This window comes from Vreelandella venusta (assembly GCF_007989605.1).
Classification (GTDB): Bacteria; Pseudomonadota; Gammaproteobacteria; order Pseudomonadales; family Halomonadaceae; genus Vreelandella; species Vreelandella venusta.
The window spans coordinates 206417-232048 of the sequence record NZ_BJUL01000001.1 but is presented as its reverse complement, the minus strand read 5'-3'; the positions used below and the strand labels follow the sequence as shown (position 1 = coordinate 232048).

Annotated in this window: 25 protein-coding genes, 1 tRNA gene and 1 pseudogene; 12 read left to right on the top strand and 15 right to left on the bottom strand. The window is 51.1% G+C overall.

What is annotated here, in order from left to right; genetic code table 11:
- Window position 1: 1 nt before the first annotated feature.
- Window positions 2-153 (top strand): annotated as a pseudogene (locus HVE01_RS20000) (IS481 family transposase); the annotation flags it as partial.
- A 678-nt stretch (window positions 154-831) separates the two neighbouring features.
- On the opposite strand, the gene HVE01_RS19785 reads toward HVE01_RS20000, so the two are convergent.
- Window positions 832-999: a hypothetical protein gene (locus HVE01_RS19785; protein WP_186808792.1), complete on the bottom strand. Its 168-nt coding sequence runs from the start codon at window positions 997-999 to the stop codon at window positions 832-834.
- A gap of 510 nt (window positions 1000-1509) precedes the next feature.
- On the opposite strand from HVE01_RS19785, the gene HVE01_RS01080 reads away from it, so the two are divergent.
- Window positions 1510-2004, top strand: coding sequence for a very short patch repair endonuclease (locus tag HVE01_RS01080; RefSeq protein ID WP_244973746.1), 495 nt, complete (start codon window positions 1510-1512; stop codon window positions 2002-2004).
- A 123-nt stretch (window positions 2005-2127) separates the two neighbouring features.
- Window positions 2128-3015 (top strand): HNH endonuclease, encoded by an 888-nt coding sequence (locus HVE01_RS01075; RefSeq protein WP_146941921.1) that lies wholly within the window; start codon window positions 2128-2130, stop codon window positions 3013-3015.
- Between the two features lie 39 nt (window positions 3016-3054).
- On the opposite strand, the gene HVE01_RS01070 is transcribed toward HVE01_RS01075, so the two are convergent.
- The 6 genes from HVE01_RS01070 to HVE01_RS19995 all read right to left on the bottom strand — a co-directional run bounded on the left by HVE01_RS01070 (window position 3055) and on the right by HVE01_RS19995 (window position 7644).
- Window positions 3055-4305 carry a DNA cytosine methyltransferase gene (locus tag HVE01_RS01070; protein ID WP_146941919.1) on the bottom strand — a complete coding sequence of 417 codons (1251 nt, stop codon included), beginning with the start codon at window positions 4303-4305 and terminating at the stop codon, window positions 3055-3057.
- 65 nt (window positions 4306-4370) lie between these two features.
- A complete protein-coding gene (locus HVE01_RS01065) occupies window positions 4371-4982 on the bottom strand; it encodes a lambda exonuclease family protein (RefSeq protein ID WP_146941917.1) in 612 nt (203 codons plus the stop codon).
- 39 nt (window positions 4983-5021) lie between these two features.
- Window positions 5022-5813 (bottom strand): ERF family protein, encoded by a 792-nt coding sequence (locus HVE01_RS01060; RefSeq protein ID WP_146941915.1) that lies wholly within the window; start codon window positions 5811-5813, stop codon window positions 5022-5024.
- Window positions 5814-5875: 62 nt separating this feature from the next.
- Window positions 5876-6070 (bottom strand): hypothetical protein, encoded by a 195-nt coding sequence (locus HVE01_RS01055; RefSeq protein ID WP_146941913.1) that lies wholly within the window; start codon window positions 6068-6070, stop codon window positions 5876-5878.
- Window positions 6071-6194: 124 nt separating this feature from the next.
- Window positions 6195-7163: a DUF932 domain-containing protein gene (locus HVE01_RS01050; protein WP_146941911.1), complete on the bottom strand. Its 969-nt coding sequence runs from the start codon at window positions 7161-7163 to the stop codon at window positions 6195-6197.
- Between the two features lie 136 nt (window positions 7164-7299).
- The gene (locus HVE01_RS19995; protein ID WP_146941909.1) at window positions 7300-7644 is read right to left on the bottom strand and encodes a hypothetical protein; all 345 of its coding nucleotides are present in this window, start codon (window positions 7642-7644) and stop codon (window positions 7300-7302) included.
- Between the two features lie 646 nt (window positions 7645-8290).
- Here HVE01_RS19995 and HVE01_RS01040 point away from each other — a divergent pair.
- Together HVE01_RS01040 and HVE01_RS01035 are read left to right on the top strand one after the other, a co-directional pair.
- Window positions 8291-9010, top strand: a complete 720-nt coding sequence (locus tag HVE01_RS01040) for a YagK/YfjJ domain-containing protein (RefSeq protein ID WP_146941907.1) — start codon at window positions 8291-8293, stop codon at window positions 9008-9010.
- Window positions 9011-9123: 113 nt separating this feature from the next.
- Window positions 9124-9753 carry a hypothetical protein gene (locus tag HVE01_RS01035; protein WP_146941905.1) on the top strand — a complete coding sequence of 210 codons (630 nt, stop codon included), beginning with the start codon at window positions 9124-9126 and terminating at the stop codon, window positions 9751-9753.
- 13 nt (window positions 9754-9766) lie between these two features.
- On the opposite strand, the gene HVE01_RS01030 is transcribed toward HVE01_RS01035, so the two are convergent.
- Window positions 9767-10279 (bottom strand): opioid growth factor receptor-related protein, encoded by a 513-nt coding sequence (locus HVE01_RS01030; RefSeq protein WP_146941903.1) that lies wholly within the window; start codon window positions 10277-10279, stop codon window positions 9767-9769.
- 233 nt (window positions 10280-10512) lie between these two features.
- Here HVE01_RS01030 and HVE01_RS01025 point away from each other — a divergent pair, with 233 nt between their 5' ends.
- Both HVE01_RS01025 and HVE01_RS01020 read left to right on the top strand, forming a co-directional pair.
- Window positions 10513-10929, top strand: a complete 417-nt coding sequence (locus HVE01_RS01025; protein WP_146941901.1) for a helix-turn-helix domain-containing protein — start codon at window positions 10513-10515, stop codon at window positions 10927-10929.
- A gap of 435 nt (window positions 10930-11364) precedes the next feature.
- On the top strand, window positions 11365-12819 hold the full coding sequence (locus HVE01_RS01020) for a YfjI family protein (RefSeq protein WP_186808791.1): 1455 nt from the start codon (window positions 11365-11367) through the stop codon (window positions 12817-12819).
- 103 nt (window positions 12820-12922) lie between these two features.
- Here the strand turns inward: HVE01_RS01020 and HVE01_RS01015 are convergent, their stop codons facing one another.
- Window positions 12923-13690, bottom strand: a complete 768-nt coding sequence (locus tag HVE01_RS01015; protein ID WP_146941897.1) for a hypothetical protein — start codon at window positions 13688-13690, stop codon at window positions 12923-12925.
- A 374-nt stretch (window positions 13691-14064) separates the two neighbouring features.
- Between HVE01_RS01015 and HVE01_RS01010 the strand changes: the two genes are divergently transcribed.
- The 3 genes from HVE01_RS01010 to HVE01_RS01000 all read left to right on the top strand — a co-directional run bounded on the left by HVE01_RS01010 (window position 14065) and on the right by HVE01_RS01000 (window position 16284).
- Window positions 14065-14343, top strand: coding sequence for a hypothetical protein (locus tag HVE01_RS01010; RefSeq protein ID WP_146941895.1), 279 nt, complete (start codon window positions 14065-14067; stop codon window positions 14341-14343).
- A gap of 120 nt (window positions 14344-14463) precedes the next feature.
- Window positions 14464-14817: a transposase gene (locus HVE01_RS01005; protein WP_146941893.1), complete on the top strand. Its 354-nt coding sequence runs from the start codon at window positions 14464-14466 to the stop codon at window positions 14815-14817.
- Between the two features lie 468 nt (window positions 14818-15285).
- Complete coding sequence (locus HVE01_RS01000) at window positions 15286-16284, top strand: tyrosine-type recombinase/integrase (protein ID WP_146941891.1); 999 nt, start codon at window positions 15286-15288, stop codon at window positions 16282-16284.
- Window positions 16285-16323: 39 nt separating this feature from the next.
- Here HVE01_RS01000 and HVE01_RS00995 read toward each other — a convergent pair.
- Window positions 16324-16400: transfer RNA gene (locus HVE01_RS00995), tRNA-Ile, on the bottom strand.
- A 142-nt stretch (window positions 16401-16542) separates the two neighbouring features.
- On the opposite strand from HVE01_RS00995, the gene HVE01_RS00990 reads away from it, so the two are divergent.
- Window positions 16543-17118, top strand: coding sequence for a hypothetical protein (locus HVE01_RS00990; RefSeq protein WP_244973747.1), 576 nt, complete (start codon window positions 16543-16545; stop codon window positions 17116-17118).
- Between the two features lie 17 nt (window positions 17119-17135).
- Here the strand turns inward: HVE01_RS00990 and HVE01_RS00985 are convergent, their stop codons facing one another.
- From HVE01_RS00985 to HVE01_RS00965, 5 genes are all read right to left on the bottom strand, one after another.
- Complete coding sequence (locus tag HVE01_RS00985) at window positions 17136-18971, bottom strand: ABC transporter ATP-binding protein (RefSeq protein ID WP_146941887.1); 1836 nt, start codon at window positions 18969-18971, stop codon at window positions 17136-17138.
- A 76-nt stretch (window positions 18972-19047) separates the two neighbouring features.
- Window positions 19048-19809, bottom strand: coding sequence for an ABC transporter ATP-binding protein (locus HVE01_RS00980; RefSeq protein WP_125753749.1), 762 nt, complete (start codon window positions 19807-19809; stop codon window positions 19048-19050).
- 74 nt (window positions 19810-19883) lie between these two features.
- Window positions 19884-21026 (bottom strand): FecCD family ABC transporter permease, encoded by a 1143-nt coding sequence (locus HVE01_RS00975; RefSeq protein WP_146941885.1) that lies wholly within the window; start codon window positions 21024-21026, stop codon window positions 19884-19886.
- 58 nt (window positions 21027-21084) lie between these two features.
- Window positions 21085-22053, bottom strand: a complete 969-nt coding sequence (locus tag HVE01_RS00970) for a FecCD family ABC transporter permease (RefSeq protein ID WP_125753752.1) — start codon at window positions 22051-22053, stop codon at window positions 21085-21087.
- Between the two features lie 68 nt (window positions 22054-22121).
- Entirely contained in the window at window positions 22122-23063 is a 942-nt protein-coding gene (locus HVE01_RS00965) for an ABC transporter substrate-binding protein (RefSeq protein WP_146941883.1), read from the bottom strand.
- A 279-nt stretch (window positions 23064-23342) separates the two neighbouring features.
- Between HVE01_RS00965 and HVE01_RS00960 the strand changes: the two genes are divergently transcribed.
- Complete coding sequence (locus HVE01_RS00960) at window positions 23343-25547, top strand: TonB-dependent receptor domain-containing protein (RefSeq protein ID WP_146941881.1); 2205 nt, start codon at window positions 23343-23345, stop codon at window positions 25545-25547.
- Window positions 25548-25632 lie beyond the last annotated feature (85 nt).

The following is a 25632-nucleotide window of genomic DNA, read 5'->3' as shown; positions in this document are numbered from 1 at the left end:
CGAACACCGCCTGATCAATCTGGGAAGGTCACAGACGAATGGCATGGTGGAATATCCAACGGACGTATTAACGACGTGCTGGCGACTCGGCGTTATGCCTCAGGCGATGACCTGAAGCAGATACTCAAGCTCTTAGCTTGTTTGCACAATTACACGAGATCCAACACGCCCCAAACTGTTAAAACGCTTGTCACGGTAGTTGGCGACTAGTTCTGGCGTAAGAGCTGCTAGAGAATATTTATCCAAGTGCTCGATCAGCGTATTCACCTTGAAGCGTTCGCTCTTCTGGCTGCTGAGTTTCTTAGTGGGGATAACGTAGGCAGGTGCCGCTTGCCAATCCGATTTGCTGATGCCGGCTTTCCAGCTACCAGAGGGGGCTTGACAACGAGGCTACAAAAACTCCCAGGGCCTGAAAGATCAGCTCTGTACCCTTGGACTATGGGACAGAAAATTCTTCAGTAGTTGATCTGAATGGTGGGCCCAGTAGGACTTGAACCTACGACCAAGGGATTATGAGTGCAACCAAACCAACTTTGGGATCGCGCCTGCAATGCGAAAAAAAGTATTTTCAAAGAGTTAGGGTTTTACATGGTTTACATTATCCACATCGCTTTCACCCTGTTAGCAGCCAAATAACAACCAAGCGTCGACCAGTTAGCAACCAAGTTGCTACCGCTGCAGCAAGATGACGGGGACGACACAGCAAACTACACAAAGTGTCTTACAATGAGCCAGGGTGTAACCTGATAAGCGCAATACGCGCAGTAATGGAAAACAGGGTTTAGCGCTCAGCCCTGACTTCCGCCAGCGGCTATTGAGCTAATTCGTTCACTATTTTAAAGCTTTATTCCAGGTCGCTGGCTCATCGCGATGAGCCAGCGGGTCGATAAAGCGCTCGTAGCGATCCTGATGGATGGTCTGTAAGTACCCGAGGCCATATAGAAGTTCATCTGCTGGGCTGGTGACAAGTTGCGCATGCTGGTTGCCGAACTGAGCCACCTCCGTCTGTATTACCGCCTTATCAGTGTGCGTAATGCGGCCCTGTCATATCCACCGGATGTCGTCATTTGAGGGTCATAGACGTGCATCACCAGCGTTTCGCCGTCTTTTTGGGAAGGATCACGATTCCCCTGGGCTGTGCGACATAGCAAGGCCACTAGCTTCTCGCTGATCGTGGTAGGTAGGCTAATCACAGGAAAGGTAGCTACTTATTGGTGTAAATTAAGAACATCGGCATACAAGGAGCCGACAGAACGCACTACGACGAACCCATTAAGCTCCGATGCTGTGACATCTAGCTTCAAACCAGGTCGAAGCGCAGAAATGCTGCCCTGGGTACGGGGGGTAGTGAACGATAAACTCTGCATACCAGTGCTCGTTACGCTTGACGATCCCAGCATCGGGATCAAATTCTAGGATCGGACGTCGGCTAATAATTGTTTCTATTTATGTCAACATCGCTTTTCGTTCTGCCTTCAGCGCCGTTCTAGACATAGGAGCACTCCTCTTTTGCAAATAATTGCGGTATGTGAATATCAGGACGAAGCAGCGACTGCAGGGCCTTCATGGGTCCAATCTACATCTGGAGTGCCGATGGTTGATAGTGTCGATCGCAAGATCCGCAGCTGGATGATGAGCAAAATTCGCCACAAGGATACCAAGCCGGAAATGATTGTACGGCGTCTCATCCATAAAGAAGGGTATCGATATCGTTTGCACGATAAGCGGTTGCCTGGAAAGCCGGATTTGGTATTCCGACAAAGATCGAAGGTGATTTTTGTACATGGATGCTTTTGGCACTTACATGAAAATTGCAAAAAATCGAGACCTCCAAAATCCAGACAAGACTTTTGGCTACCCAAGCTGGAAGCAAATAGGGAAAGGGACGACAGAAATATTGCTAAGCTCAGGGAAATGGGCTGGGAAGTATTGGTGATATGGGAATGTGAATTAGGCGAAACCGATAGATTGTTAGCTAAAATTAAATATTTTTTGAATAATTAACCTTTTAAATTCAAACGCTTAAAGATTTTACAACACCAGCCACTTTACCCTGTAAAAACACCGGTTGACGAGCAAAAAATCTTCCTTTACCATCCTCCCTGTAAATAAACAGGGAAAAATATCGTGACTAAATTCAACGCAGCTATGGCGAATGAGTTCAAGGCCGAAAGTGGTGCCTATTCTGTAATCACTGACCGTGAAGCAACAGGTGATAAATCAGTTACCCTGGACAAAGATGAGAAAGCCGTTTTACTTTCTAAGTATAGAGCTGAAAGTATCACACGTGCAGGAGGCGGTCCCGCAGACGGTAAACCAGACAAGCAAGAGTTCAATATTTACGATTTTAAGGCAAAAAAATATAAAAAAGAGCTTTTAGCACTGAAGTTTCCCAAAGCGAAAGGTAATGAACTTCGCTTATATTTTTCTAAAAGCACTGGATTTTATCCCGAGCCCGGTGATACTTTTTTTATCTTTACTCAGCAGAATGAGGATTTACCTTTCATTGGCTTTACAAGCAATATTGATTGGAGCGTTTTTTCTGATATTGGTGAGAAAGCAGTTCAATACGAAAATAACTATCTGATTGACGAGGATGATGCGGAATATCAAAAGGCAGTTAATTCGCCAAAACCACCAATGAAATTACGCTCTACACAGGGTTTTCAATATGAACGTAGCCCTGTACTAGCTGTTGAGGCATTAGAAGCTGCGGGTTACACCTGCGAGAACAACCCAGAACACACTACCTTTATATCTGCTTCCACATCCAAACAGTATATGGAAGCCCACCACTTGATCCCAGTTTCAAAAACCGAATATTTTGAATCATCGTTGGATGTGGTGGAAAACCTTGTATCTCTCTGCCCTAACTGCCATCGGAAAATTCATTTTGCGGCCGAGGTTGAAAAAAAAGAAATAATAGCTAATCTTTATGCAAAACGAGAAGATGCTTTACAAAAAGCCGGTTTGATCGCAAGCCTTGAAGAAATCTATAATCTCTATGGCGCTTAAGCGTAAGATAAGCGGGCAGCTTACTGCCCACTTCCATACCTATAGATACTCGAAAATCTTTCTGGCTATTCTTTCAACTACAGGAACTACGACAGAGTTTCCGAATTGTTTATATGCGGATGTTTTCGAACCAGGCAAAATAAAGCTATCCGGATAACCGAATAATTGACGACATTCATTCACCGTTAGTTTTCTTGGGTTGCTATTTTCTTGAGGCACAAGGCACTCCTTACCGTCTTTTCCGTACCTGGCAACTATTGTATTTGAGGGCCTATCCAAATCTGCTTCAAAAGCTGTGAAGCCTGTCTTTCTGGCCAGATTCCTTTGGGTTCGATTGATATGCCCTTTCCACAAGGCATCTGAAATTGTATATTCCGCCGCCTCTATCGGCAATGTGTTTTCTACAACCTGACGCAAAGGTATGCTTTCTCCGCCTATGTCAGGAAAAGCGAAGCCAATCTTTTCTTTCGCTTCCCAAACATCCTCTCTTATACAAACCATATAACAGCGTACCCGTCTCTGGGCCACGAGTGATTCGGAATTGATGAGCGAGTAATAAAATCTGTAATTTTCTTTCTCGGGGTTTCCTTGGGAAAGGCTTTCCATTGTTGTTTTAATAACGTTAAAAGTAGCTCCTTTGTCATGGCTGATGATATTTTTAACATTTTCCATGAAGACTATTTCAGGTTGCTTGACATAGGCAATTCTGGCTATTGAGTGGAATAGTGTCCCTTGTGTCTCACACTCGAATCCATGCGGTGTGCCCAAGGCGTTTCTTGCTGAAACTCCCGCATTGCTAAATGGTTGACAAGGAAAACCAGCAGCAAGCACTTTATGATCAGGTATTAGAGCGTCCAGCTCATGGTCATCAACATTCTCACCAGTAAACTGATTGATATCACCAAAAGGGATTTTCCCGTAGTTATTCATATATGTTTTCTTGGCAAACTTATCCCATTCACTAGATAACACACAACGTCCACCAACACTTGTTAAAGCCAGATTGAAACCACCGATCCCAGCGAACAAGTCAATAAAGTCGAACTGATCACCGTTAGAATAAAAAGGAATTTTATTAAATATTTCTCGTTCCGACGTATTTTTCATTCGCAAGAAATTATCAATTTCCGTTTTCCAGAAATTTATAACCCGCTCATCCTGCATTTTATACAAGAACTCCCTGTTCTGAAGCCAGTGTGTAAATGAGGCTTTCAGTTCGGCGTCTTCAGATAATTCAGGAAAACTATTAACAGTGCTTGCTAAGATATGGTCTATTAATTCAAAATACATAACTAAATTCCTATAATAAATTTCAACTACAAATATCGAGCACTGTATATTTTCGCAGATCGATATTATGCCACGGATAATTTCTCGATGCGCCGCTCCATCTCTTCATGAAAGGCCTCAACCCGCTCGGCAATCGTGCATATCAGAGCCTCGTCTCGGTAAGCACGCTTCACAAACAGCGGCATACCCGGCCAATAGCTTACAAAGTCGATCCATTCCCGTTCACTGACCCAGAGCCCACCCTGGCATTGGGGCACGTGCTCGTCGGGTATCTTCCCGCTAAGCAGCACCTCAATCTGAAACTTGGGCAGCTTGGTCTTAATCTCTAATAGGCCGTTTTTGCCAATCAAGCTATCCGGTGAGTAGCCCGCGTTGTGATTGAGGATCAGGCCCACTTCTTTGGGTTTCGGTGCGCCGGTCATATCGCGATACAGCGAGCGAGCGACGCTCTCTAGCTCCTGGCCCCGCTTGGTATGGGCATTGCCTTGAAACGGCTCGGCCAGCTCTCCGGTCATACGCTCGCCGATCAACTGATGCATGTAGGTGATGGCTCCGGCACCCAACCCACTGGGACCTTTGCCATTCACCAGCAACGTCTTGAGTTCTGACATGGTTACGCGCCCAAGACGCGCTGCCAGCCACTCCGGTGAGCCTTGTGGCATGGTGAGTATCTTCATACACGCCTCATGTAAGCGATGAGTGGTCAGGCTGAGCCGCTATTTCACGGCTCGCTTGGTGAGGGATGCACGGAGTTTGTCGAAATCTGCCTGGGGCACCTGAACCGCAGCGCCGTATTTGCCGCTGAACCACTCCTGGGTAGTAGCTGGGCACTGGCTGAACAAACGCTGAATCTGCCCCGCCTGGAAAGCCGTGACCCTCTTAACGGCCGCTCGTGTACTGATCTGCCCGTTATCGTCTTGCCCACGAGTGGTGATGTTGAGCAGCGCAGAAAGTACATAGCGCTTGCCGTAGCTGGTAGACGAACCAAACGCCTGTACCGCGTTTTTGTTACCGCTCATGTCCGCAGGCAGCAGCATGCTGGTCTCTTCTCGGTGGCCATCCTTGTGCATCAGTACTCCGGTGACCTGAATACCGCGTTCCTGGGTCTGAATACGGAAGCTCACCGCAAAGCCGTGCTTTTGCAGGATGGGCCGCACGGTGTCGACGATATCCTCCAACGTGGCATAGAAGCCGTTGTTGGTTTTACCCCGCTCTTCAATACTGGGTAGTTCAGTCTGCATCGCGGCCATGGCAGTGCTATAAGCCATCATGGCCTGTCGATCCATCACGCGTTCCTGCATTTGCAGCAAGCGCTCCATTTTGTCGATATCGACGTCGGGATTAAGTGCCGCGCGCTCAATCACTTGAATAATGGCGGTGCTATCAGCCGTAGGGTGCGCTTCTAGCGCCGCTGAGCTGGGGGAATATTGAGCGTTGGCGTCTGCTTTAATGGAAGGTACTGAGCCTTTTTGGGGAGACGCATTTACTACATGAGTACGCTGTGCCATGGGGCACCTCCTGTTACGTGAATAGGGAAATGCGGGCTGGTCAGCCCTGTTCATGGGGTGTGTCATTTAAGGAGTGGAGGAACGTCAGGTAAGTGACGCGCAATGTCTGCGGGATCGATACGCTCCAGGCGTATCTCCGCGCGATAAAACTCGCCCTGTGCACACACCAGCGACGTTGCTTTGTGTGCGTCGTGTTCAAGCAGTTGTTTGGTCAGTCGAATGAGCGCCATCTCAATGGCGTCGGAAACAAAGCTCATGCGGGTACCTCGCGGCATAAGCCCCACAGCAAAACGCCCAGCCTTTTTTAGGGCTGGGCGTCTATGCCGTGAGGGTTAGGATGATCATTTGTTGGATCGCTTGTGGGTATGGATGTATGGACGACTACGACATCAGCTGCAGGGCGGCATCCAAGGCCTCTTGTTTGAGCTGAGCCCCTTGACCAAACCACGCTGAATCCAATCGAGTATCGTTACTGCGCGCACGCTTGTCGTGATCCACATACTCGGTAATAGCATTTAGCAAGCCCCAAGCCGTATCTTTGGCAGTGTCGAGATGAGAGCCGCGGCCTTCGCCGTGGTAGAGCTTTTGTACCTTGTTAAGCGCCCGATAGTTAGGCAGTTTGGAAGGATCGTCTATCGCTTTATCAATACCGCAGAGCACTGACTGAAAATACTGCTGAGCCTCGCTGTGGTCGATCTTACGTTCTGCTAGCGCCTTCATGCGGTACATGAAGTCGTTCCACTGAGAAACAGAAATACCCAGTTGGCGTTTCACTGCACTGGGGTCGAACTCCGAGCGGTGGGGCACCTTCACCGCTTGCGACGTGCCATCGATGGCAATCTGCAGCGTGTTATTGCACACCACCCGCACCGTGGTCGGCGTTGCCATGGTGGCGAGAGTGCCATCGCAGGAAGTGGCCAACAGCAAATAGTCGTTGACCTCATCCTGACCTTTGAGCGACGTACTTAAGCCGCTCCTAGCTAGCGCCCAGAACTTACGTCCGCCTTTGAGCACGCCAGCTGTTTCTAGCTCATATCCGGCGTACTCCGTCAGGTCGCGATAGAACTCCAGGATCTCTTCAGGCTGCACCACCTTATAGCGCTGTGACACCACCGACAGCGGTGCTTTGGTATCTGAGCGATAGAGCACCTTTTGCTCAGGGAACGAGTAAATGCTGCCCAGGTGGCTAGCCCCTTCGGCAATAAAGCGCACCGGTGCTTCTTCAATATGCCAGTCCATACCAGCCTGTTGCTGCCAGACCTCCAGCGGTTGATGACGAGACAGATGTTGCCCCAGGCCATGCCAAGGGGTATCACCAACGTAAGCCATGTGTTCAACACAATGTGCCATAGGTCAATCTCCTCGATAAAACGGTCAGACACGGCATAACAGCCCGCGCCAAAAGGTAGCGAGCTAAACCGTAGAGAATCAGTAAATATAAAATGGGGTAAAGGATTACACCGGCGTTCAGAACAACCCTGCGCGTTTAATAGGTGGGATACTCATTCGTGGGTAAGCGAAAGGTGTGGCCACAGTTACGGCATTCGACGTTATCCAGCACATGACTATCTAACGTTTCACCCAATCGCCCTCCGGCAACGCCGCCTGCAGCGGCTCCAGCCAAAGCCCCAAAGACCGCTCCGGCTAAAGTGCTTGCACCGGCTCCGAATGGGCCCATAACGCTGCCAGCAGCAGCACCGGTTCTCGCGCCGTGTAACGCTCCCAGGACGCCACTAACACTGCCAGTAGCCATCCCCGTGGTCGTACCAACCTTGTGACCCAGGTGGCGTGGGATAATTTGTGACGAATCACAGTGTGGACATCGAAACATAAGGTTCTCCTGAGTGAGGGAAATGATCCAAAGCCCAAGGAAGGCTTCACTCAAGTAATACGGGGCTGAGATTTTTTTAAATTAAGCTGGGTAGGGAAAAGTGTCACCGGCTTAGCGGGTACTCCGTCACTGCCGTGACATACTATGTAGGAAACAACGAGATAGAACGATTCAGTGCTGTCCATCGCTCAGCGTTATCGCTGAGCTTTATATCGCTTCATCCTGCTGTATATAACTCCAGAGTGAGGTCAGCTAGGACATTGAAGGGCTTTCCCAGCCCTTTTTGATAAAAGGTCTCGGGGCACAATACGTCTTGGCAGATCATAGAGTTAGGATACGTTAGTATTACCTATACTTTATTTATGTCAATTACCTACGTGTAACAGCATTAGTGCTCACGGATCAAACGACACCACCCAGGTGTCGTTATTACTCATGCAGACGTATCACCTCATTCCTACATGCCTCACACGCCTTCTGACTCACTCAACACTCACCCACAGTGAGTGTTGAAACATCTGATATTGCATCTTCAATTGATTAGCATGGTTTCCTACGGGAAGCCTGATAGCTAATCGCCTCCCTCAGCATCGACGCACGCCTTGCAGGGCGATGCATCTCAGAGCACCTTGAAACAGGAGCCCCTATGCTTGATGTGACCTGTGCAAACCGCAACCTCACGCCGATTGATACGCCTACCTACTCACCTGGGTCTGGCGTAGAGCTGCCTATCCAGACGCATAAAGGCCCAGTAGCGAAAGAATACCTGGATATCCTCTATAGGGTAGCGCGGCAAGCCATTGACGATCATCGGCGGGTGCTGGCCTGCCGATTTGATCTGACCTTACCGCATGGCGTGCCCTTGCCTGCAGACGCCTTCACCAACGCTCCTGTGCAGCGCTGTATCGACTCGTTTAAAGCCAGGGTCAAACACGACGGGCAGCGCCGAAGCAGCCCTCACAACCGCCGTGTGCGCTATGTGATCGCTCGAGAGTACAGCCAGCACGGACGCCCCCACTTCCACCTGATGCTGTTCTTGAACCTGAATGCCTATAATTCGCCTGGTACCGTCGATTATGACCGAACCAATCTCTTTAACATGCTGGTAGGAGCTTGGGCAAGTGCCTTGAATCTGCCGGAAGAAGTGGTTAAGCCCCGTGTGCAGCTGTGCTGTGGACATTCTGTGGAGCATGAGGCTTGGAATGCCTTCAGCCTTCAGATGCCGTTATACAGCCATTACTACCTGGAGTCTGCCAACCAGTATGCAGTCTTTCCGGCCATGTTCTTTCGAGGCAGCTACCTGTGCAAGCTCTACAGCAAGCGGTATGGAGACGGCCACCGAGCTATCTTGCATAGTCACCGCTAACTGACTGAATCTTGGCATTAAATTAACCAGAGTGAACCATTATTGGCGGAGCACTATATAAGGTGTTGTGGTAATTTACTTAAATTAACCAATTTCTCTTAAGGACGCAGTAAATGAAGTCGTCACCCAACAACCGTATCAATGCCATCATGGATGCCTTGCTTTCGGCACACGAAGAAGCACAGCGTATTTCATACTCTTCCCTGCATCGCATGCCTGAATACTTCATGACGATGCGTGTGGCTGACTATTTTGCAGAGAATTTTGTAAATTTCGGGTATCGGCTTGAAGCACAGGTAAAACGGACATTTGAAGCATCTGATATGAATGTCAGTGACATCTCTGACCTACTCTGTGAGACCGACCTGAGATCAGATGGACGGTTCGACCTAGTGCTTCATACTGGCAAGAAAGGTCGCCCAGCACATATTCTGGAGTTCAAACGTGGAGACAAGACAAGTGGAATGCTCAGCGATATTAGCCGCTTAGCACAGATCAGCAAAAGCGCTGGTCGACATAGCTTGAAAACAAATTACCTAGTATTAACACGTCGATGTCCGTCCGAAAAAAACACCATTGACCGTCTAATTCAGCGCCTTGATACGGCGCTACATGAAGTTGGCTTAGGCGACATTGAGGTCAATATAGTGAGCTCTGACCCACAATTCCCCTACCTAAACGCAAATCGTGAAGTAGTACCTGATCGCGCTTTCCAGATTGTGATTCTTGAAATTCAGGGATGATCTTGAGCGCTTCTCAACTTTTGTTAGCTGAGCGCCAGTAGGACACTGATTGCTCAGAGACAACACCTTGAGTGGTCCCGATCACAATGACAGCCTGCTGGAATGCTTCAGCTAATCCTGGCTGATGACAAAGATGCAGGCTACGGATAATGCGCGAGATACGCAGATGGTTATGGCCACCCCGCTTCAACCAGGTGTGCTCGCGCATATTCAGCTCAGGAAGTGCATTTATCCCTCCCCCCTGACGTTCAAGCCCAAAAAACGCCAACATCACGTCCAGAGAACGACGCTGGCTAGACTGTAGTGATTCCTCATTCGCAAATGCGATCTGATCTTCATACTGCAGCAGTGGCGCAAAGCTATTAAACCGGCCTGCTTCAGGAATAGGGAATAACCACTGAATATAGTCGTGGGTATGTTCTAGCCAAAAATGGGAGAGCTGCCAAACTTCTCTAATCGTTCGTCCTTGGTGGTCAATACCTTCACCTTTATAAAAGCTGACTAGCTGGCTGCTTGATTCCTTCATCTCACTATATTCCTGATGTAATTCTTTTTCACAAGGCTAACTGGTCAAGGCAATCGTAGCCACCCCGCACTACCTCATCTCTATGAGTCAATACGGCAATGACGGTTGCAGCAGTGTGAAATAACCGCCCCAAAACACCACTGAGCGCGCCCTTGCAAAGCGCGCTACGGCAGCGCCTGTCATCCCGCCGTCTTTTTCCCAGGCTTAACGTTCACACCCGTCAGGAGCTTCCCATGCCCCGCCACGATTACGATGGTTACTTCACCCAACTGATTCAGGATCACCCCGAGCAGGCAGAGACAATTCGTCAATTTGCCCAACAGCACGGGATCACCTTTTCTGAGCCTAGCCCTATACCGAAGGAAGAAATAGCCCCACACTTTTCGCCTCAGCCTTCCAGTGCCCCCTTATCCTCGTCAGCTATCCCTGAGCCGTATCCTGTCCAGCCAATTCTTCCGGAATCGACAGACGCATTGATCGCTTGCCTAATTGATTACCGGCGTCAACGAGGATTAACCCAAGTCGCGTTTGCTCGTGTACTGAATCTCAATCCACGCACCTACCAGGAGTGGGAACAAGGTCGACGGCGGCCTTCTGGACCAGCGCTTACCTGGCTTAGACAGTGGTGGCTATCGCGGCATGACGATTGACAGCATCGTCGGCTGAGAACGGCTTAGTACAAGACAAGTTTTCGGCTTGACGCACTCTGATAGAGCCATTTTTCTCATAGCTATTCATGAAAAAAGGATCCCTGAATCCAAAATTTGAGCAGCAAATCAGTCAATCTTGTGCAGCGCAGCAAAAATTTGTAGCAAAAGAATAAGTCAAGATAGATGGAAAAATGACCTCAACGACTCTCAGAAACCTGCTATAGCGGCTACGAATAGCCAAAATAGCCATTTTCTTCTAGCTAGCTGAAAACACGGATTATCGCTAAGGTAAAAATGATATTTTGTCAATAGCCATGCTTGATAAATTTTTCTCTTTAAGCTGAGCAGCATACTTAAAGATTGGTAAACGTCATCCTGCGGCTTGTCATCAGAACGCGTCTGATGACGGTTCAATCTAAACAGGAGACAGTGACAATGAGCTACCCTTTTCAACCCGTACTGCCTGCACCAGGCCAATTCGATGTTCAGAGACTCGCTCCCACTTTGCTGTGGAGAGCATCAAATGACCTCCATCTGCACTGCCAAGTATCTATGGAACTAACTGTCCTGACACTGATTGCAGGCATCAGCATGGTGGCACAAGGCCGCTATGATTTGAAGATGCCCTACGGAGCAATCAAGCCCACTTCAACTAGCGTGCTGGGAGTGGGAGGCTCAGGTGAGGGGAAATCCACTCTTTACGATAAAGTACTACACCCTATCCAAGAAGAGCAGCGCAAGCAGCGAGGAGAATGGCGAAAACGTCTGGATAATTACCGAGGTGAGCTGGAAGAGTGGCGTACTGAAGAGAAAGTATTAACCCAATTGATTTACCGCAAACGGACAAAAAAATGTACAGCAAATCACGAGCGTCAGTTATTGAAAGAGCTACATCAGCGGCGACCTAATCCACCTCGCGAATTCCGACTATTGTATGAAGATACCACACCTGAGGCTCTCTTCTCGGGCTTGGAAAAAAACATACCCAGTGCAGCTCTAGCTACCGACGAAGCGGAAGTATTCTTCAAAGGTGCCATGAACCGATCACGTAGCCATATCAACTCACTATGGAGCGGCGGTAATACGGTTATCACACGAGCCACCAAGGAGGATATCATTTTGGACGATAAACGATTGATGCTACTCTTGATGGTGCAGCCCGGCATTCTGAAAACATACATGGAGAGCCAAGGGCAGCAGGCAAGAGATTCTGGAATGTTAGCTCGCTTCCTAGTCTGCGCACCTGCATCTGTAATAGGTCAGCGTTTTTACTCATTACATACTAATCCAGAACCTGAGGCCTGGAAGCAGGCAGAATCACGCTTAGCCACCCTAACCCGAGAGAACCTAATCTTAGCACACGTGCCTGACACGCCACGTGAAGTATTGGAGTTTACCGAACAAGGTTCACTCTACTGGGTACAGATAGCCAATGAAATCGAACGACAGATGGGGCCTGGTGGATACTTCGAAGCTTGCCCCGACCACGGGTCAAAACTCGCTGAGAACGTGGCTCGTGTTGCAGCACTGCTTCACCTATTTGAGGGTGAAAAAGGGGGCATCAGCGCTGAGACAGTACAGATGGCTACAGATCTGTGTCTCTACTATTCGGGAGATTTCCAGCAAGTGTTTATGCCGCCTCCTCAGGAGGAGCAAGATGCCTATCACCTACACGGATGGTTCAACGAACTCCGACAATTTAACTGGCGTATAATGCGATACAATGATGTACGCCAACGTGCTCCGCGCTCCTTGCGTGATAAGAAGCGGCTCAAGACAGCTCTGGATGTGCTCATTGCTCAACAACAAGTGGTAGTATTTACCCACTGCCGAACGCGCTTTATCGACCTGATGCCATGGATGGGGCCACCAAACATGAGTACATTATGATCTCCCTCCTTTGCCGCCCCTTTGGGGCGGCAAGCTTTGTAAATCATCTCAAGTTATTGGACTAGAATTCAAACATAATTCATCAGGGTCACCTTGTATTTCTCTAGCACATTTTGACACATACTTTTCGCATTTTAACTGGCTCTTTAAGAGCATTTTTTGCATTCTCATTGTAAGCCTTTCTTAACTGTGGTTCTTTCCAAATCATACTTTCAACCATCTCTGAAAGCTCATCTTCTTTTTCTAAAATAGGTAACTGCAGGGAATCAGCAAAACTAGCTAGTTTAGGAGTAATTTCTTGCGCAGCAAGAACATGGCTACTCCACCCATTCCGTGGTCTCAGCCGACTAAGCCAGGGAAGTATAAGACTACGAAGCAAAACTTCTCTATCGTTATTTTTCTCTTGCTTTATTTGATTTGCTTTTTGAGATCTAATTACATAACTATTATTACGCACTTCACTCAAAACCCTCCACGCCGTAGCATGCTGATGCGCGCATTCCAAAGCAGAAATCATTTTTTTTCCAACTTCCATTATCTCGATTGCCTTTAAACCATCTACATATTCTTTCACAATCTTATTCATATTGTATTCAAACAGTATACGAACAAATACCGTTTGACGGAATGCGACTTCCAAAGCCTCTTCTATTTTCTCGTCAAGCTTAGCTTTGTTATTAACTGGCTTAATAATTAACGACCAGTCATCTTCAGGGTTAATACACCCTGCAGATATATCTTGCGCAATACGCTGGATCTTTTCTTCTATGTCTAGACAATCAATTTCACTATTCATTTGTTCTTTTGTTAAAGAAACAGATAGTTCAATTGCCCGTTTATAGACTATCTGCCAAGAATCTATTTCTGTCATTCCTGCCTCCAAATTAAATAACCATGTTGTACGCACCACGAGCTTCATGATTCGGGTAATTTTAAAAAAGTCTGATATTCCGATAATGAGTTCTCCGACAACATCACCATCCGAGCACAGGCTTTTATGGAAATAGTCAATACAGTCCTACAGCAGATGTCCAGTCTCAACAAGCCTCAGTGGCAGTTTATCTTCGTCCTGTTGCCCTTGCTGATGTGCTTGAGAGGGCGTGTCAATCTCCGTAACCTCAGTCGTTACAGTGATCATCATGAGAAGACCTTTTCGCGGTGGTATCGGTGTGATTTTGACTTCAACGAGCTCAACCGTCTAAGCCTCCAATCACTCCATGAAGAGACGGCCGACACACCAAGGTGGTGGGAAAGTTCTACAGCCACGGCACAGGCAAGCTTGAAAAGGAGCTGGAAATATCGACGCTAGCCGTGATGAACGTGACGGAAAATACGACCTATCACCTGTCAACGCAGCAAACGATAGATAATCCCAATAGCGAACAGTCGCGGGTGGATAGCTATTTTCATCATTTCCAGCAGGATCGGACATCGCTACTGCCTCAGGTACTTTATCTGGTGGCGGATGGGTCTTGCAGTAGAACCCGCTATCTCCAGAGCGTCGTAGCCCTGGGGTTACATTAGATCCGCAAGCTACGTCATGACGCTAACCTGGGTTAACTGTATCAGAGAAAACAGAAACCCCGAAGGCAAAAGCACTGTTACGATGGAAAATTTCGTATTGATGACGTGAGCAGATACAACATGAACGAGACGCAGGAGTATATCGCGATCGTCAACAGTGCGCATTCCAAACGCGATCTACAGGTCGTGTATCCTGTCAAGCGCATAGATGACAAGATGAAAACGGCCTTACTGTTTTCGACGGATACGTCGCTGAAGGCCATGACATTAGTGGCGTACTACAAGGCGTGTTTCCAGATTAAGCTCCTGTTTCGCGATGCCAAACAGTTTCTGGGGCTAAATAACTGTCAGGCACGTAAGGAAAAAGCGCTGCACTTTAATTTTAACGCGTCGATGACGGCGTTGAACCTTCTCAAGCTTGAGGATCGACAGCAACTCTCAGGCGATAGGCGAGTGATTTCCATTACCCGTTAGCGCACCTTCAATGCCAACGAGCATCTGCTGGAGCGCTTTTATTCCTACTTGGGCCTGGACTTCAATTGTATAAAATCCCAGCTCGACTTTGACGAGATGTGCCACTACGGCGCTATCGTGTCATGAAACTGTCCGAACCATTGCCCCCCTAAAACAGAAAAAAAGAAAAAAATCAATACAGAAGCTTAAATTCTTAAACAGAGTTTGGAAAGCCAGTGTGCATTTCACAGCAACTTGCAAAAATTCAACCACTAATCCAGTGCAGAACAAGGTAAGAGCTATGAACAGAGCCCTACTGAAACCCGAACAGGTTGCTGAACATTTGGGAATGAGCCTTAGCTGGGTGTACAGCAACAAGCAAACCATCGGGTTTCTTCAGTTTGGGAAAGCCATTCGCTTTGAGCATGAAACGGTTGAGAGGTATGCTAGAGGATGCAGGCGTGATCCTCAGCGGGAGGAGGATCAAGAATGGGGTACACAGTTTCAAAAAGAAAAGATCGTGACACGTGGGTCGTCCGCGTCAGGCTCAACGGCCAACGTACTCAGCGAACTTTTCGCACAGAAGGAGAAGCAAGGCAGTATGCACTGAAGGCAGAAGCACAGCGCCAAGAAGATGAGTTCAACGGTGTCATGGGCCGTAAGCCCAAATACACCTTCTCGGAAGGATTGCAGCGGATGGTCAGCGAGTACGATGTTCGCTCCCAGAAGCAGCATATCCTTCTTGTGGCTAGGTGGATGGACGAAAATGCCCCAGGCGTGATCATCGGGCAGGAATTACTGGATGCTGCACGGAGAATGCAGAAGGCGCTCAAGGAGAAGGGGTTGGCACAGTCGACTATCAATAATCGCATTCAGGTCGTCAAACGAGTGCTCTCGCTATCTTATCGCGAATGGGACTGGATCGACTTGCCGCTCGACGGAAAACTGCGTAAGCCCTCGCCAAAAAACGAGCGCCACGTTTACCTTTCGGAGTTGGAACTTGCCGAACTACTGGAAGCAGTTCCCGCACGGTATGAAATCGAACGGAAGGTGGTTTTACTAGCCATGCTGACAGGGATGAGACGTGGTGAGTTGATTGCACTGGAGCCGAGAAATGTCTACAACGGTCGAATTGTGCTCAAACCACACCAGACGAAAAACGGTAAACCCAGGGTCATTCCGCTGTCAGAAGAGGCAATACCGCTGCTTGAAAACTTACCGTTTGCAACAACGGGAGATAGAGTCAGGGGAGCGTTTGAAAGAGCCCGGGAAGCCATTGGGCGGCCGGATATTCGTTTTCACGATATGCGCCACTGCTACGCTTCATTACTTGCCAGTAAGGGGGAATCACTAACGAGTATCAGGGATTTGCTGGGGCATTCATCGCTTACCGTAACAAGCCGGTATGCCCATGCAGACCCGACACGATGGGATAGCGTGGTTGCCAGATTGCCGCGCATCGGCAACCAGATGGCAACCAAGCACTGACGAAAAGAAGCGCTAATCTCTGTAACCAATTGATTTAATTGGTGGGCCCAGTAGGACTTGAACCTACGACCAAGGGATTATGAGTCCCCTGCTCTAACCAACTGAGCTATAGGCCCGTAAAGCGTGCATATAATAGCGAATGTGTTCGGGCGAGGCTACCCCTTCCGGTGCTATCTTGTAGTGATAGCAGCAATTTTTTAGCGGCACTTATTGAAAAGTATGGGGTCTGGTAGTGAGTTACTGATGCGGAGGCGTGCTGTGAAAGCTTTGATTGCTCTTATCCCACTATTATTGGCGGTGCCGGTTCACGCGGATTGGCAGCTAGATCCCGGACAGTCGCAGGTACAGGCGTCTATTACTCAATTAGATGGCAATGCCCCGCAAACCCATCACCATCAGGTGAACAATTTGCAGGGTGATATCTCTGCCGATGGCACCCTGCGCCTGCCGTTACGTTTGAGCCAAACGGATTTGCTGACTCGCTTTGGTGATTTGCCGCCATGGGTGGGCTTACTAGCCAATACCACGCTAGTCACACTGATCGCGCAAATGCCACCGGAGCGGTTAGATGGCTTGGATATTGGTGAATCCATGGTAGAAACACTTACCTTTCGGGTACAAACCGATTTGATCAACCAGGAAGAGTCGGTGCCGCTGCGCTTTACCCGTGAAGGGTTGAACGAGGTGCGCGTTACCCATGCTGAACCGATGGCGATGGATGGCCGCGCGCTGATGGCCAACAGCACGGTGCGAACCGTGCTGTCGTTGCTGGGCTATCAGGAGATTGACGAGCATGTACCGGTCACCTTGAATGCCCTGCTAGTGAACCGCTAACGCGCCGCAAGGCGCGTTCAGTGGCTGAGTGCTTCCACATCGCCTGCCTGGGCGGCGCCGGTTTGTACTCGCCACTGGGCCGCATAGTGGCCATCAACCTCCAGTAAGCTTGAGTGGTTACCGCGTTCAGCAACGCGTCCTTTTTCAATCACCACAATTTCATCGGCATGCACAATGGTTGAAAGTCGATGGGCAATCATAATCACCGTACGGCCATGGGCGATGCGCTTTAGCGAACGCTGAATGGCAGCTTCAGTTTCGTTGTCCACCGCGCTGGTGGCTTCATCCAGCACCAGGATTGGCGGATCTTTAAGCAGCGCCCTAGCCAGGGAAAGCCGCTGACGTTGGCCACCTGAGAGCAATACCCCTCGCTCGCCAACCGGGGTCTCCAACCCTTGGGGCAACGTTTCAATAAAACTCCAGGCTTCGGCGGTTTTCGCGGCGTCAATAATCGCGGCCTCTGAGGCATCGGGTTTGCCGTAAGCAATATTGTCGCGAATGCTGCCTTCAAACAGGTACACATCCTGACTCACCAAGCCTATCGCTTGGCGCAGCGAGTGCATGCTGACCTGTGTGATCGGCTGGCCGTCGACCAGTACGCGGCCGCTGGCGGGGTCGTAAAAGCGCAGCAGCAATTTGATCAGGGTCGATTTACCGGAACCGGTAGCGCCTACCAGCGCTAGGGTGTTGCCTGCGGGCACGTGCAGATCAACGCCATTTACGCCTACTTGGCTAGCGGCATAGTGGAAGCTCACTGCTTCGAACCGCACCTCGCCTTTCACAGGTGCAGTGAGAGGCATCGCACTTTGATCTTTAACTGTGATTGGCACTTCCAGCAGATCGAGAATCCGCTTGGTGCTGGCCATCGCGCGCTCGAACAGGTCGATCACTTGGGCAAGACCGGTGAGCGGCCACAGCAAGCGCTGGGTAAGGAAAACCAAGACGCCATAAGCGCCTACATTCAGGCTGCCGTTCAGCGCCATCATGCCGCCGACGGTAAAGGTAGCGAGAAAGCCCGCCAGAATCGCCATACGGATCACGGGTATAAACGCGGAGCTGACCTTTATCGCCCGGCGGTTGGCCTCCAAATAGGCTTCACTGGCATCGCGGAGGCGCTCGGCTTCCCGTGCTTCACTGGTAAAGCTTTTGATGGTGGCAATGCCACTCAGGTTGTTGGAAAGGCGGCTGGCAAGATCCCCCACCTTTTCACGCACATCGCTATACAACGGCCCGGCTTTGCGTTGGAAAAAGAAGGCGCCCCAGATAATCAACGGAATCGGCGTGAATGCCAGCAGCGCAATTAGCGGTGACAACACAAAGAACACGGCGCCTACCGCGATTACCGTCACACCCACTTGAATCAGCGCGTTGGCTCCGCCATCCAGGAAGCGCTCCAACTGGTTTACGTCGTCGTTCATGGTGGCGACAAGCTGGCCGGAGCTTTTAGATTCGAAAAATGCCATATCCAAGCGTTGGGCGTGCTCGTAGGTGTCCTGGCGCATATCGGCCTGTAGCCGCTGGGCAAGGTTGCGCCAGAGAATTTGGAACAGGTACTCGAACAGCGACTCCCCCGCCCAGATAAAGAACGTCAGCACCGCTAGGATGGTGATTTGCTGATGAGGCGTTTCAAAACCCAGCCGCGCAACAAAGCTGTTTTCCTGATTCACCACCACGTCAATCGCCACACCGATCAGAATTTCCGGAGCGATATCAAACAGTTTATTGATAATAGAACAGGCAGTAGCCGCGGCAATCCGCCGCCGGTAACCTTTGGCATAGCGCAGCAGTCGTAGGAGCGCTTGAAAGCTTTGGTTTGAAGACGTCGCTTGAGCGCGAAGTGGTGAAGAAGCCACATCGGTTCCTTTTAGAAGTTATCGAAAGAATTATGTAGAGAGAACGAGAGCGGTGGCTAGAAGTTGCTGGGGGCGCTTAGGCAGGCTGAGCCACGCGGCGCACGTTAGCCAGCAAGGGGCTGCCGGTATCCGGGTCAAGCAGCAGCGTACAGTCTACTTGGTAAAGCTCGCGCACTAGCTCGGGTGTCACCACCTCAGCAGGTGCTCCCTGAGCAATAATCTGGCCATCACGCATCGCAATCAGGTTGTCTGAATAACGACAAGCACTGGCGAGGTCGTGCAATACCATCACCACCGTGCGGCCATGGCAAGCCAAGTGGCGCACTAGCTCAAACACTTCAATCTGATGGCCTAAGTCTAGCGCAGAGGTGGGCTCATCTAAAAGCACAAGCGGCGTTTGCTGAGCAATGGTCATGGCGATCCAGGCACGCTGGCGTTGGCCGCCGGAAAGCGCTTCTAGCGGCCGATCGGCGAGGTCTTCCAAACCAGCGGCATCGAGCGCGTACTGCACCACGCGCTGGTCTTCCGCCGACCATTGACGCAGCCAGCCTTGGTGGGGCTGACGACCAAAGCGAATCAATTCCGTAACGGTTAAGCCTTCCGGGGCCACCGCCTCTTGGGGCAGCAAGGCTAACTGAGTGGCTAACTGACGCGCAGGCAGGCGTTGAATATCCTGGCTATCCAGCAGTACCGCGCCGCTGTCTGGCTTGTGCAAACGAGCAAGGCCGGAAAGCAGCGTTGATTTACCGCAGCCGTTAGGGCCAACAATGGCGGTGACCTGTCCGCTAGGCAGGCTAACGCCCAGGTTTTCAATCACTCGGTGCTGGCCGTAGCTCATGCACAACGCATTGGTGGCTAGCGTTGGTGAAACAGGCGTTGCTGATACTTGGCCTGGTAAACGAGATGATTTGTTCATGGGCGGCTCCGTTGTGGGCGCATTAATATCCATAACAGCCAAGGCCCGCCAACCACTGCGGTAACAATGCCAACGGGAATTTCAATCGGCGCTAAGAGGGTGCGCCCGGCAAGGTCGGCCAACAGCATCACTAAAGCGCCAGCTAAGGTGGCAGCTAGGATTGGCACATGTCGAGCACTGGAAAGAGAGCGGGCAATCTCTGGGCCAATCAGCGCAACCATGCCCACTGGACCGGCCACAGCAACCGCAAAGGCGGTAAGCACGACGGATAGCATCAGGATCTGTAGCCTGCGGGCTTTAACACGAAGCCCGAGACCACTGGCGGTGGCATCTTTAAAGCGTAGTAGTGTCAGTGAACGCGCCAGCGCCAAGGCGGTAATCACCCCCAATGCCAAACCAATCCCCAGCAGTTGTACTGCGCCTCCAGGACGAGCATTGAGCGATCCCACTGTCCATGGGTAGGCGGCATTGGCGACGTCAATCGCTACCCGCGCCAGCATTAATTGGGTGACAGCACCAAACACCGCCCCCACGCCAATGCCCGCGACAATAAACCGGTATCCTTGGGTGCCACTGCCCGCCGCGAGCCCAAAGGTCAGCACGGTGGCGGTTGTTGCTCCAGCCAATGCCATCGCGGGTGGCGCAATAGACACGCCCATACCTACAACTGAAGCTACCGCGAAGGCCGTTGCGCCATTATCAATACCGATAATGCCGGGTGTGGCTAGGCGATTGCGTGCCAGGGTTTGCATCAAAATACCTGAAAGTGCGAATGCCGCCCCGGTAAAACAAGCAGCGGCCAAACGAGGCAAACGCAGCTCCTGCACCATAAAAGCCGTCATTACGTCGCCCTTACCTAGCACGGCAGGAATAACCTCACTAGGCGCCAGCGGTACGCTACCTAAGCTTAGATAGAGCAAGCAAGATGCCAGCAACGCAATCAACAAACCAATATTGACCGCTAGCGCGCGCTTTTCGAACAGAAAACTATAGCCCCAACGGGGTAGCACGATATGCCAGTAGCCTTCTGGTACTGGCACGCTACCAGCATGTGCTGCGGCATCGACTGGCACATTGTTTAAAACATGGCTGGGGGTGACAACATCCGTTAAAGGCGGATGATTCGCCATTATTTTCATATCAACACATCACCAAGATGACACCAAGACGCCTGGGCGGCAGGGTGTTTAAAAAAAGCTATAGCATGGGTAATCGCTTAGCGCGCACCACGGCAATGAGTACCGGTGCGCCACATAGCGCGGTAAGCACCCCTAATGGCAGCTCAGAAGGCGCAACGACAACACGCGAGATAATATCTGCCGAGAGTACAATCAATGGGCCAATGGGCAGGCAAAACCACAGCGTGCGGCGAATATCAGGCCCGGCAAACGCGCGCGCTACAAATGGCACCACCAGCCCAACAAAGGCGATCGGCCCAGCAATCGCAGTTGCCGCACCAACCAGCAGAGCCACGCAACCAACGGCTACCCAACGGATCAGCGTGGGGTGATGCCCCAGGCCACTCGCCGCTCGCTCGCCTAACGCTAGTGCCGCCAGCGGCCGCGCCATGATCACCACCGCGATGGCAGCAACCAGTAAGCTCGGCAGCACCGCGACAAGATCATCCAGCCGTCTTCCTGCTAGGCTGCCTACCACCCAAAAACGAATTTCATCAGCGGCGCGCTGGTCGTACAGCAGCATTAATGAGGTGAGCGAGCCTAACAGCCCAGAAAATGCCGCCCCCGCCAACACTAAACGCACGGGGTCATTTCCCACTCCGCGAAAACGCGCCACGCTGAGGACACACACACAGCCGATCAACGCCCCTAACTGAGCAACCGAAATGCGTAGCGTGGCAGCGCTAGCCCCTAGCACCAGTGCCAGCGCTACCGCAAAGGCCGCCCCTGCGCTAACCCCCAGCAGGCCAGGCTCGGCGAGCGGATTGCGGGAGATGGCTTGTAGCAGCGCCCCGGCAACGCCCAGCGCAATGCCTACCACAATGCCAATTAAGGTACGCGGAGCGCGAAGTTCCCAGACGATAAACTGCGCCTCACTGTCGCTTACCCCATACAGCAAACCCAACACTCGGCGGGGCCCTACCTCCCCTGCCCCAATTAGTAAACTAACGACGCTCACCGCCACAAGGGCGGTGAGCAGAATAAGCAGCCATGTACGGGGAGCGTAGCGCCGACTGGCGCTACTCACTGCGCTAGATAGTGATGTCACGGCATCTTTCACGGCAACAATGCGTTCTCAATGTCGTCCAAAATGGCTTGGGCGGCTAGCGGGCCATTAGCACTGCTCCACAGCTGGCCATTCACCGCCACAACCTGGTCTCGTTTAACAACGTCTAAACGTGTGAAGGCTGCGCTTTGCTTGGCGGCATCTAACGCCGCTTGACCATCGGCGTTTAGCGTAGCCAAAAACAGCCAATCGCTGTCCACTTGGGAAAGATTTTCAAGGCTGAGTATATCGCTATGGGGGTGACCTTCAGCAACCAGACCGGCATCCTGAACCTCTAACCCCACCTCCGCTAACAGCCCAGTGGCGATTAGCTCTTTGGACATCACCATCGGGCCATTGGGCATCCAGCGAGCCAGCACCGCGGTGCCACCCGCGTTAGCATCATCAATCGCAGCGGCCAATTCACTGATACGTTGGTCGACGGTCGCAATAGCATCGTCGATTTCTGCTTCACGGTTAAGTGCCTGTCCATAAAGCCGCGCTTCCGCTTTCCAACTATCAAACGCTAACGGCTGGGCATGCGGCACCACGGTGGGCGCAATGCGCGATAGCAACTGGTACTGCTCTTCCGATAGCTGAGCCGCGGCCAAAATTAAGTCGGGCTGCTGGGCCAAAACCGCTTCAATATTGATTTCACGTGTAACGCCGACAATCTCAGGACGCTCGCCATCAAAGTGGGCTTCCACATACTCAGCAACATTATCACCACCGCGCGTAGTGATCGCGCCAACGGGGGTAACGCCCGCGGCTAACGCAGCATCTAACGCCCCCTCATACAGAGTGACAACACGCTCTGGCGCATCATTAACTTCAACGTCTCCGTATGCGGTATCCAGCGTGCGCGCCTGAGCAACGCTTGCTAACGACCCGCCTACCAATAACCCGCCTACTACAATACCTACTAGTCCGTTGCGCAGCGATGAGTAACCCATAAGTAACGCTCCTGAGAGTTTATGGTGATGATAATAACGATTCTCAAAAGCACTTGCATTATTATTCCAACGAATCGAACGTTCCAGATACAGCAACACCTGCTCAGTTAGCCGCCTAACAACCTTATAGGGGTATATTTTTCTCACAACTTTGTTCGATATTTTGCAACGCAATGTTCGATGAAACAAACTCGCATATGGGAACTTTTCTTCTTAGAATCACCACCTCGCTTGATAACCATTTTCATTAGCAAATAAGTTTCATCTCAGGGGATCACCATGCCACGCTTCACTCGCACCGCGTTAGCCAGCGCCGTCGCTCTTAGCGTCACCGCCACCGCGGCGTTAGCTCAAGAAAATACCCAGTTGAATAATGTGGTGGTTACTGCTGCTGGGTATGAGCAGTCGTTGAATAACGCTCCTGCGAGTATTGCCGTGGTCACCCGTGAAGAACTGGAGCAAAAACAGTTCTCTAATATTGCCGAAGCAATTGCTAACGTGCCGGGCGTCGACGTGCGCGCGGGCACGGGAAAAACGGGTGGAATGAATATCTCTATCCGTGGCATGCCTAGCGACTACACACTGATTTTGATCAATGGCCGTCGTCAGAACACCTCAGGCAGCGTCACGCCTAACGGCTTTGGCGCAACCTCTACCAGCTTTATGCCACCGCTCTCTGCCATCGAACGTATCGAGGTCATTCGCGGCCCAATGTCGACGCTCTATGGTTCAGATGCCATGGGCGGGGTAATCAACATCATCACACGCCGTATCGGTGAAGACTGGGCGGGTTCGGTGAGCGTCGAAAATACCTTCCAGGAGGATCGAGATGCAGGCAACAGCTCGACGATCAACCTTTATAGCGCCGGGCCGCTAGTGGAAGATACCGTTGGCCTACAAGTGCGTGGCCGCCTATTCGATCGAGACAGCTCTGAGCGAATGGTCGAAAACAGTGCTGGCCGCGACCCACGACCTACCGAAGCACGCATTTACTCCATCGGTGGGCGTTTGAACGTTACACCGGACGAAGCGAACGAGTTCTGGCTAGACGCCGAGCGCGCCCGCCAAGTGTACTCCAACGACGATAACCGACTGGGCACCCAGGACGGTACCAATCGTGCAGGACAGCCCTCACTCGGCAGCGTTAACGGCTATAAAGATGAGCTGCGTTTCAACCGCGACCAGATCGCTATTGGCCACACAGGCCACTATAGCGCAGGCACCTGGGAAAGCAGCATAACGCGCAACTTCACCGAAACGCTTGGCCGCACGCTGCCAGCGGGCAGCGCGCCGGATTACGGCTACGAAGCCCAAGGCGGTGAAGACCGTCTGCTGGAGAGCCGCGACATCATCGTTGATACCAAGTTTGTGGCACCTCTGGGCGACCATATCGCCACCATTGGCGGCCAGTACATTGATGCCGAGCTTCAGGACGGTACCGCAGGCGACATTACCTTCGAACAAACCAGTTGGTCACTGTTTGCCGAAGACGAGTGGATGCTACGAGACAACCTTGCATTGACCCTGGGGGGCCGCTATGAGCACCACGATGCCTTTGGCGGTCACTTTAGCCCACGCGGCTACTTGGTATGGAACACCACGCCAAACTGGACACTCAAAGGTGGCGTGAGCCGTGGTTACAAAACGCCAAGCCTGAATGACCTGCACAGCGGTATCAATGGTTTTGGCGGCCAGGGCACCACAGTGAACATTGGTTCGCCGGACCTAGAGCCAGAAAAGAGCACCAACTACGAAATTGGCGCGGTCTACGACAACCAGAGCGGTTTCTCGGCAGGTGCGACGGTGTTCTACAACCAGTTCACCGACCGTATTGCCAGTGCTGCGGACATTCCTAACTGCCAATTCGTCGACAGCAGCGGTAATACGCCGAACGCAGGATTGGCGAACTGCTTGAGCGTCGGCAACTTCACCCAGCAGGAGAGCTTCGGTCAGTTGACCAATATCGACGAAGCCGAAACCCGCGGTGTGGAACTAAATGCTAGCTATCAGATTGCCCCAGCGTGGCGAGTTAGCGGTGGCTACACCTTCACAGATTCCGAAATCACCTCGGGTGCTAATGAAGGTCAGGTACTCACCAATACGCCTGACCACAAGCTGACCGCCGACCTGACCTGGGCGATCAATGATCGCTGGAGCACCACGCTGGAAGGTGAGTACTACTCTTCCCGCGAGCGTTTCGTGGGCGATGTAAGCGGTGAATCCGCCTCGCTTGTCGAGCAGCTAGGCAACAAGCTGGACGGCTACGAGCTGTTCAACTTGCGCAGTTCCTACCGCTTCAGTGACAACGTGCGCCTAACCGGCACCATCTACAACCTATTCGATAAAGACTTCACCGGCGCCGATACCTTCGTGCACAACGGCGATACACTGCTGGCTTATCGCTTTACCCAAACGGGCCGTTCGACCGATGGCGTAGCGTTGGATGGCCGCAGCTTCTGGGTTTCTGCCACGTACGATTTCTAATACAAGAGGTTTCCTTACTGTTTCAATGCTGACTTACTGCCCTGGCCATGCGCCAGGGCTTTTTTACGCCCGCTTAACAGCGAAT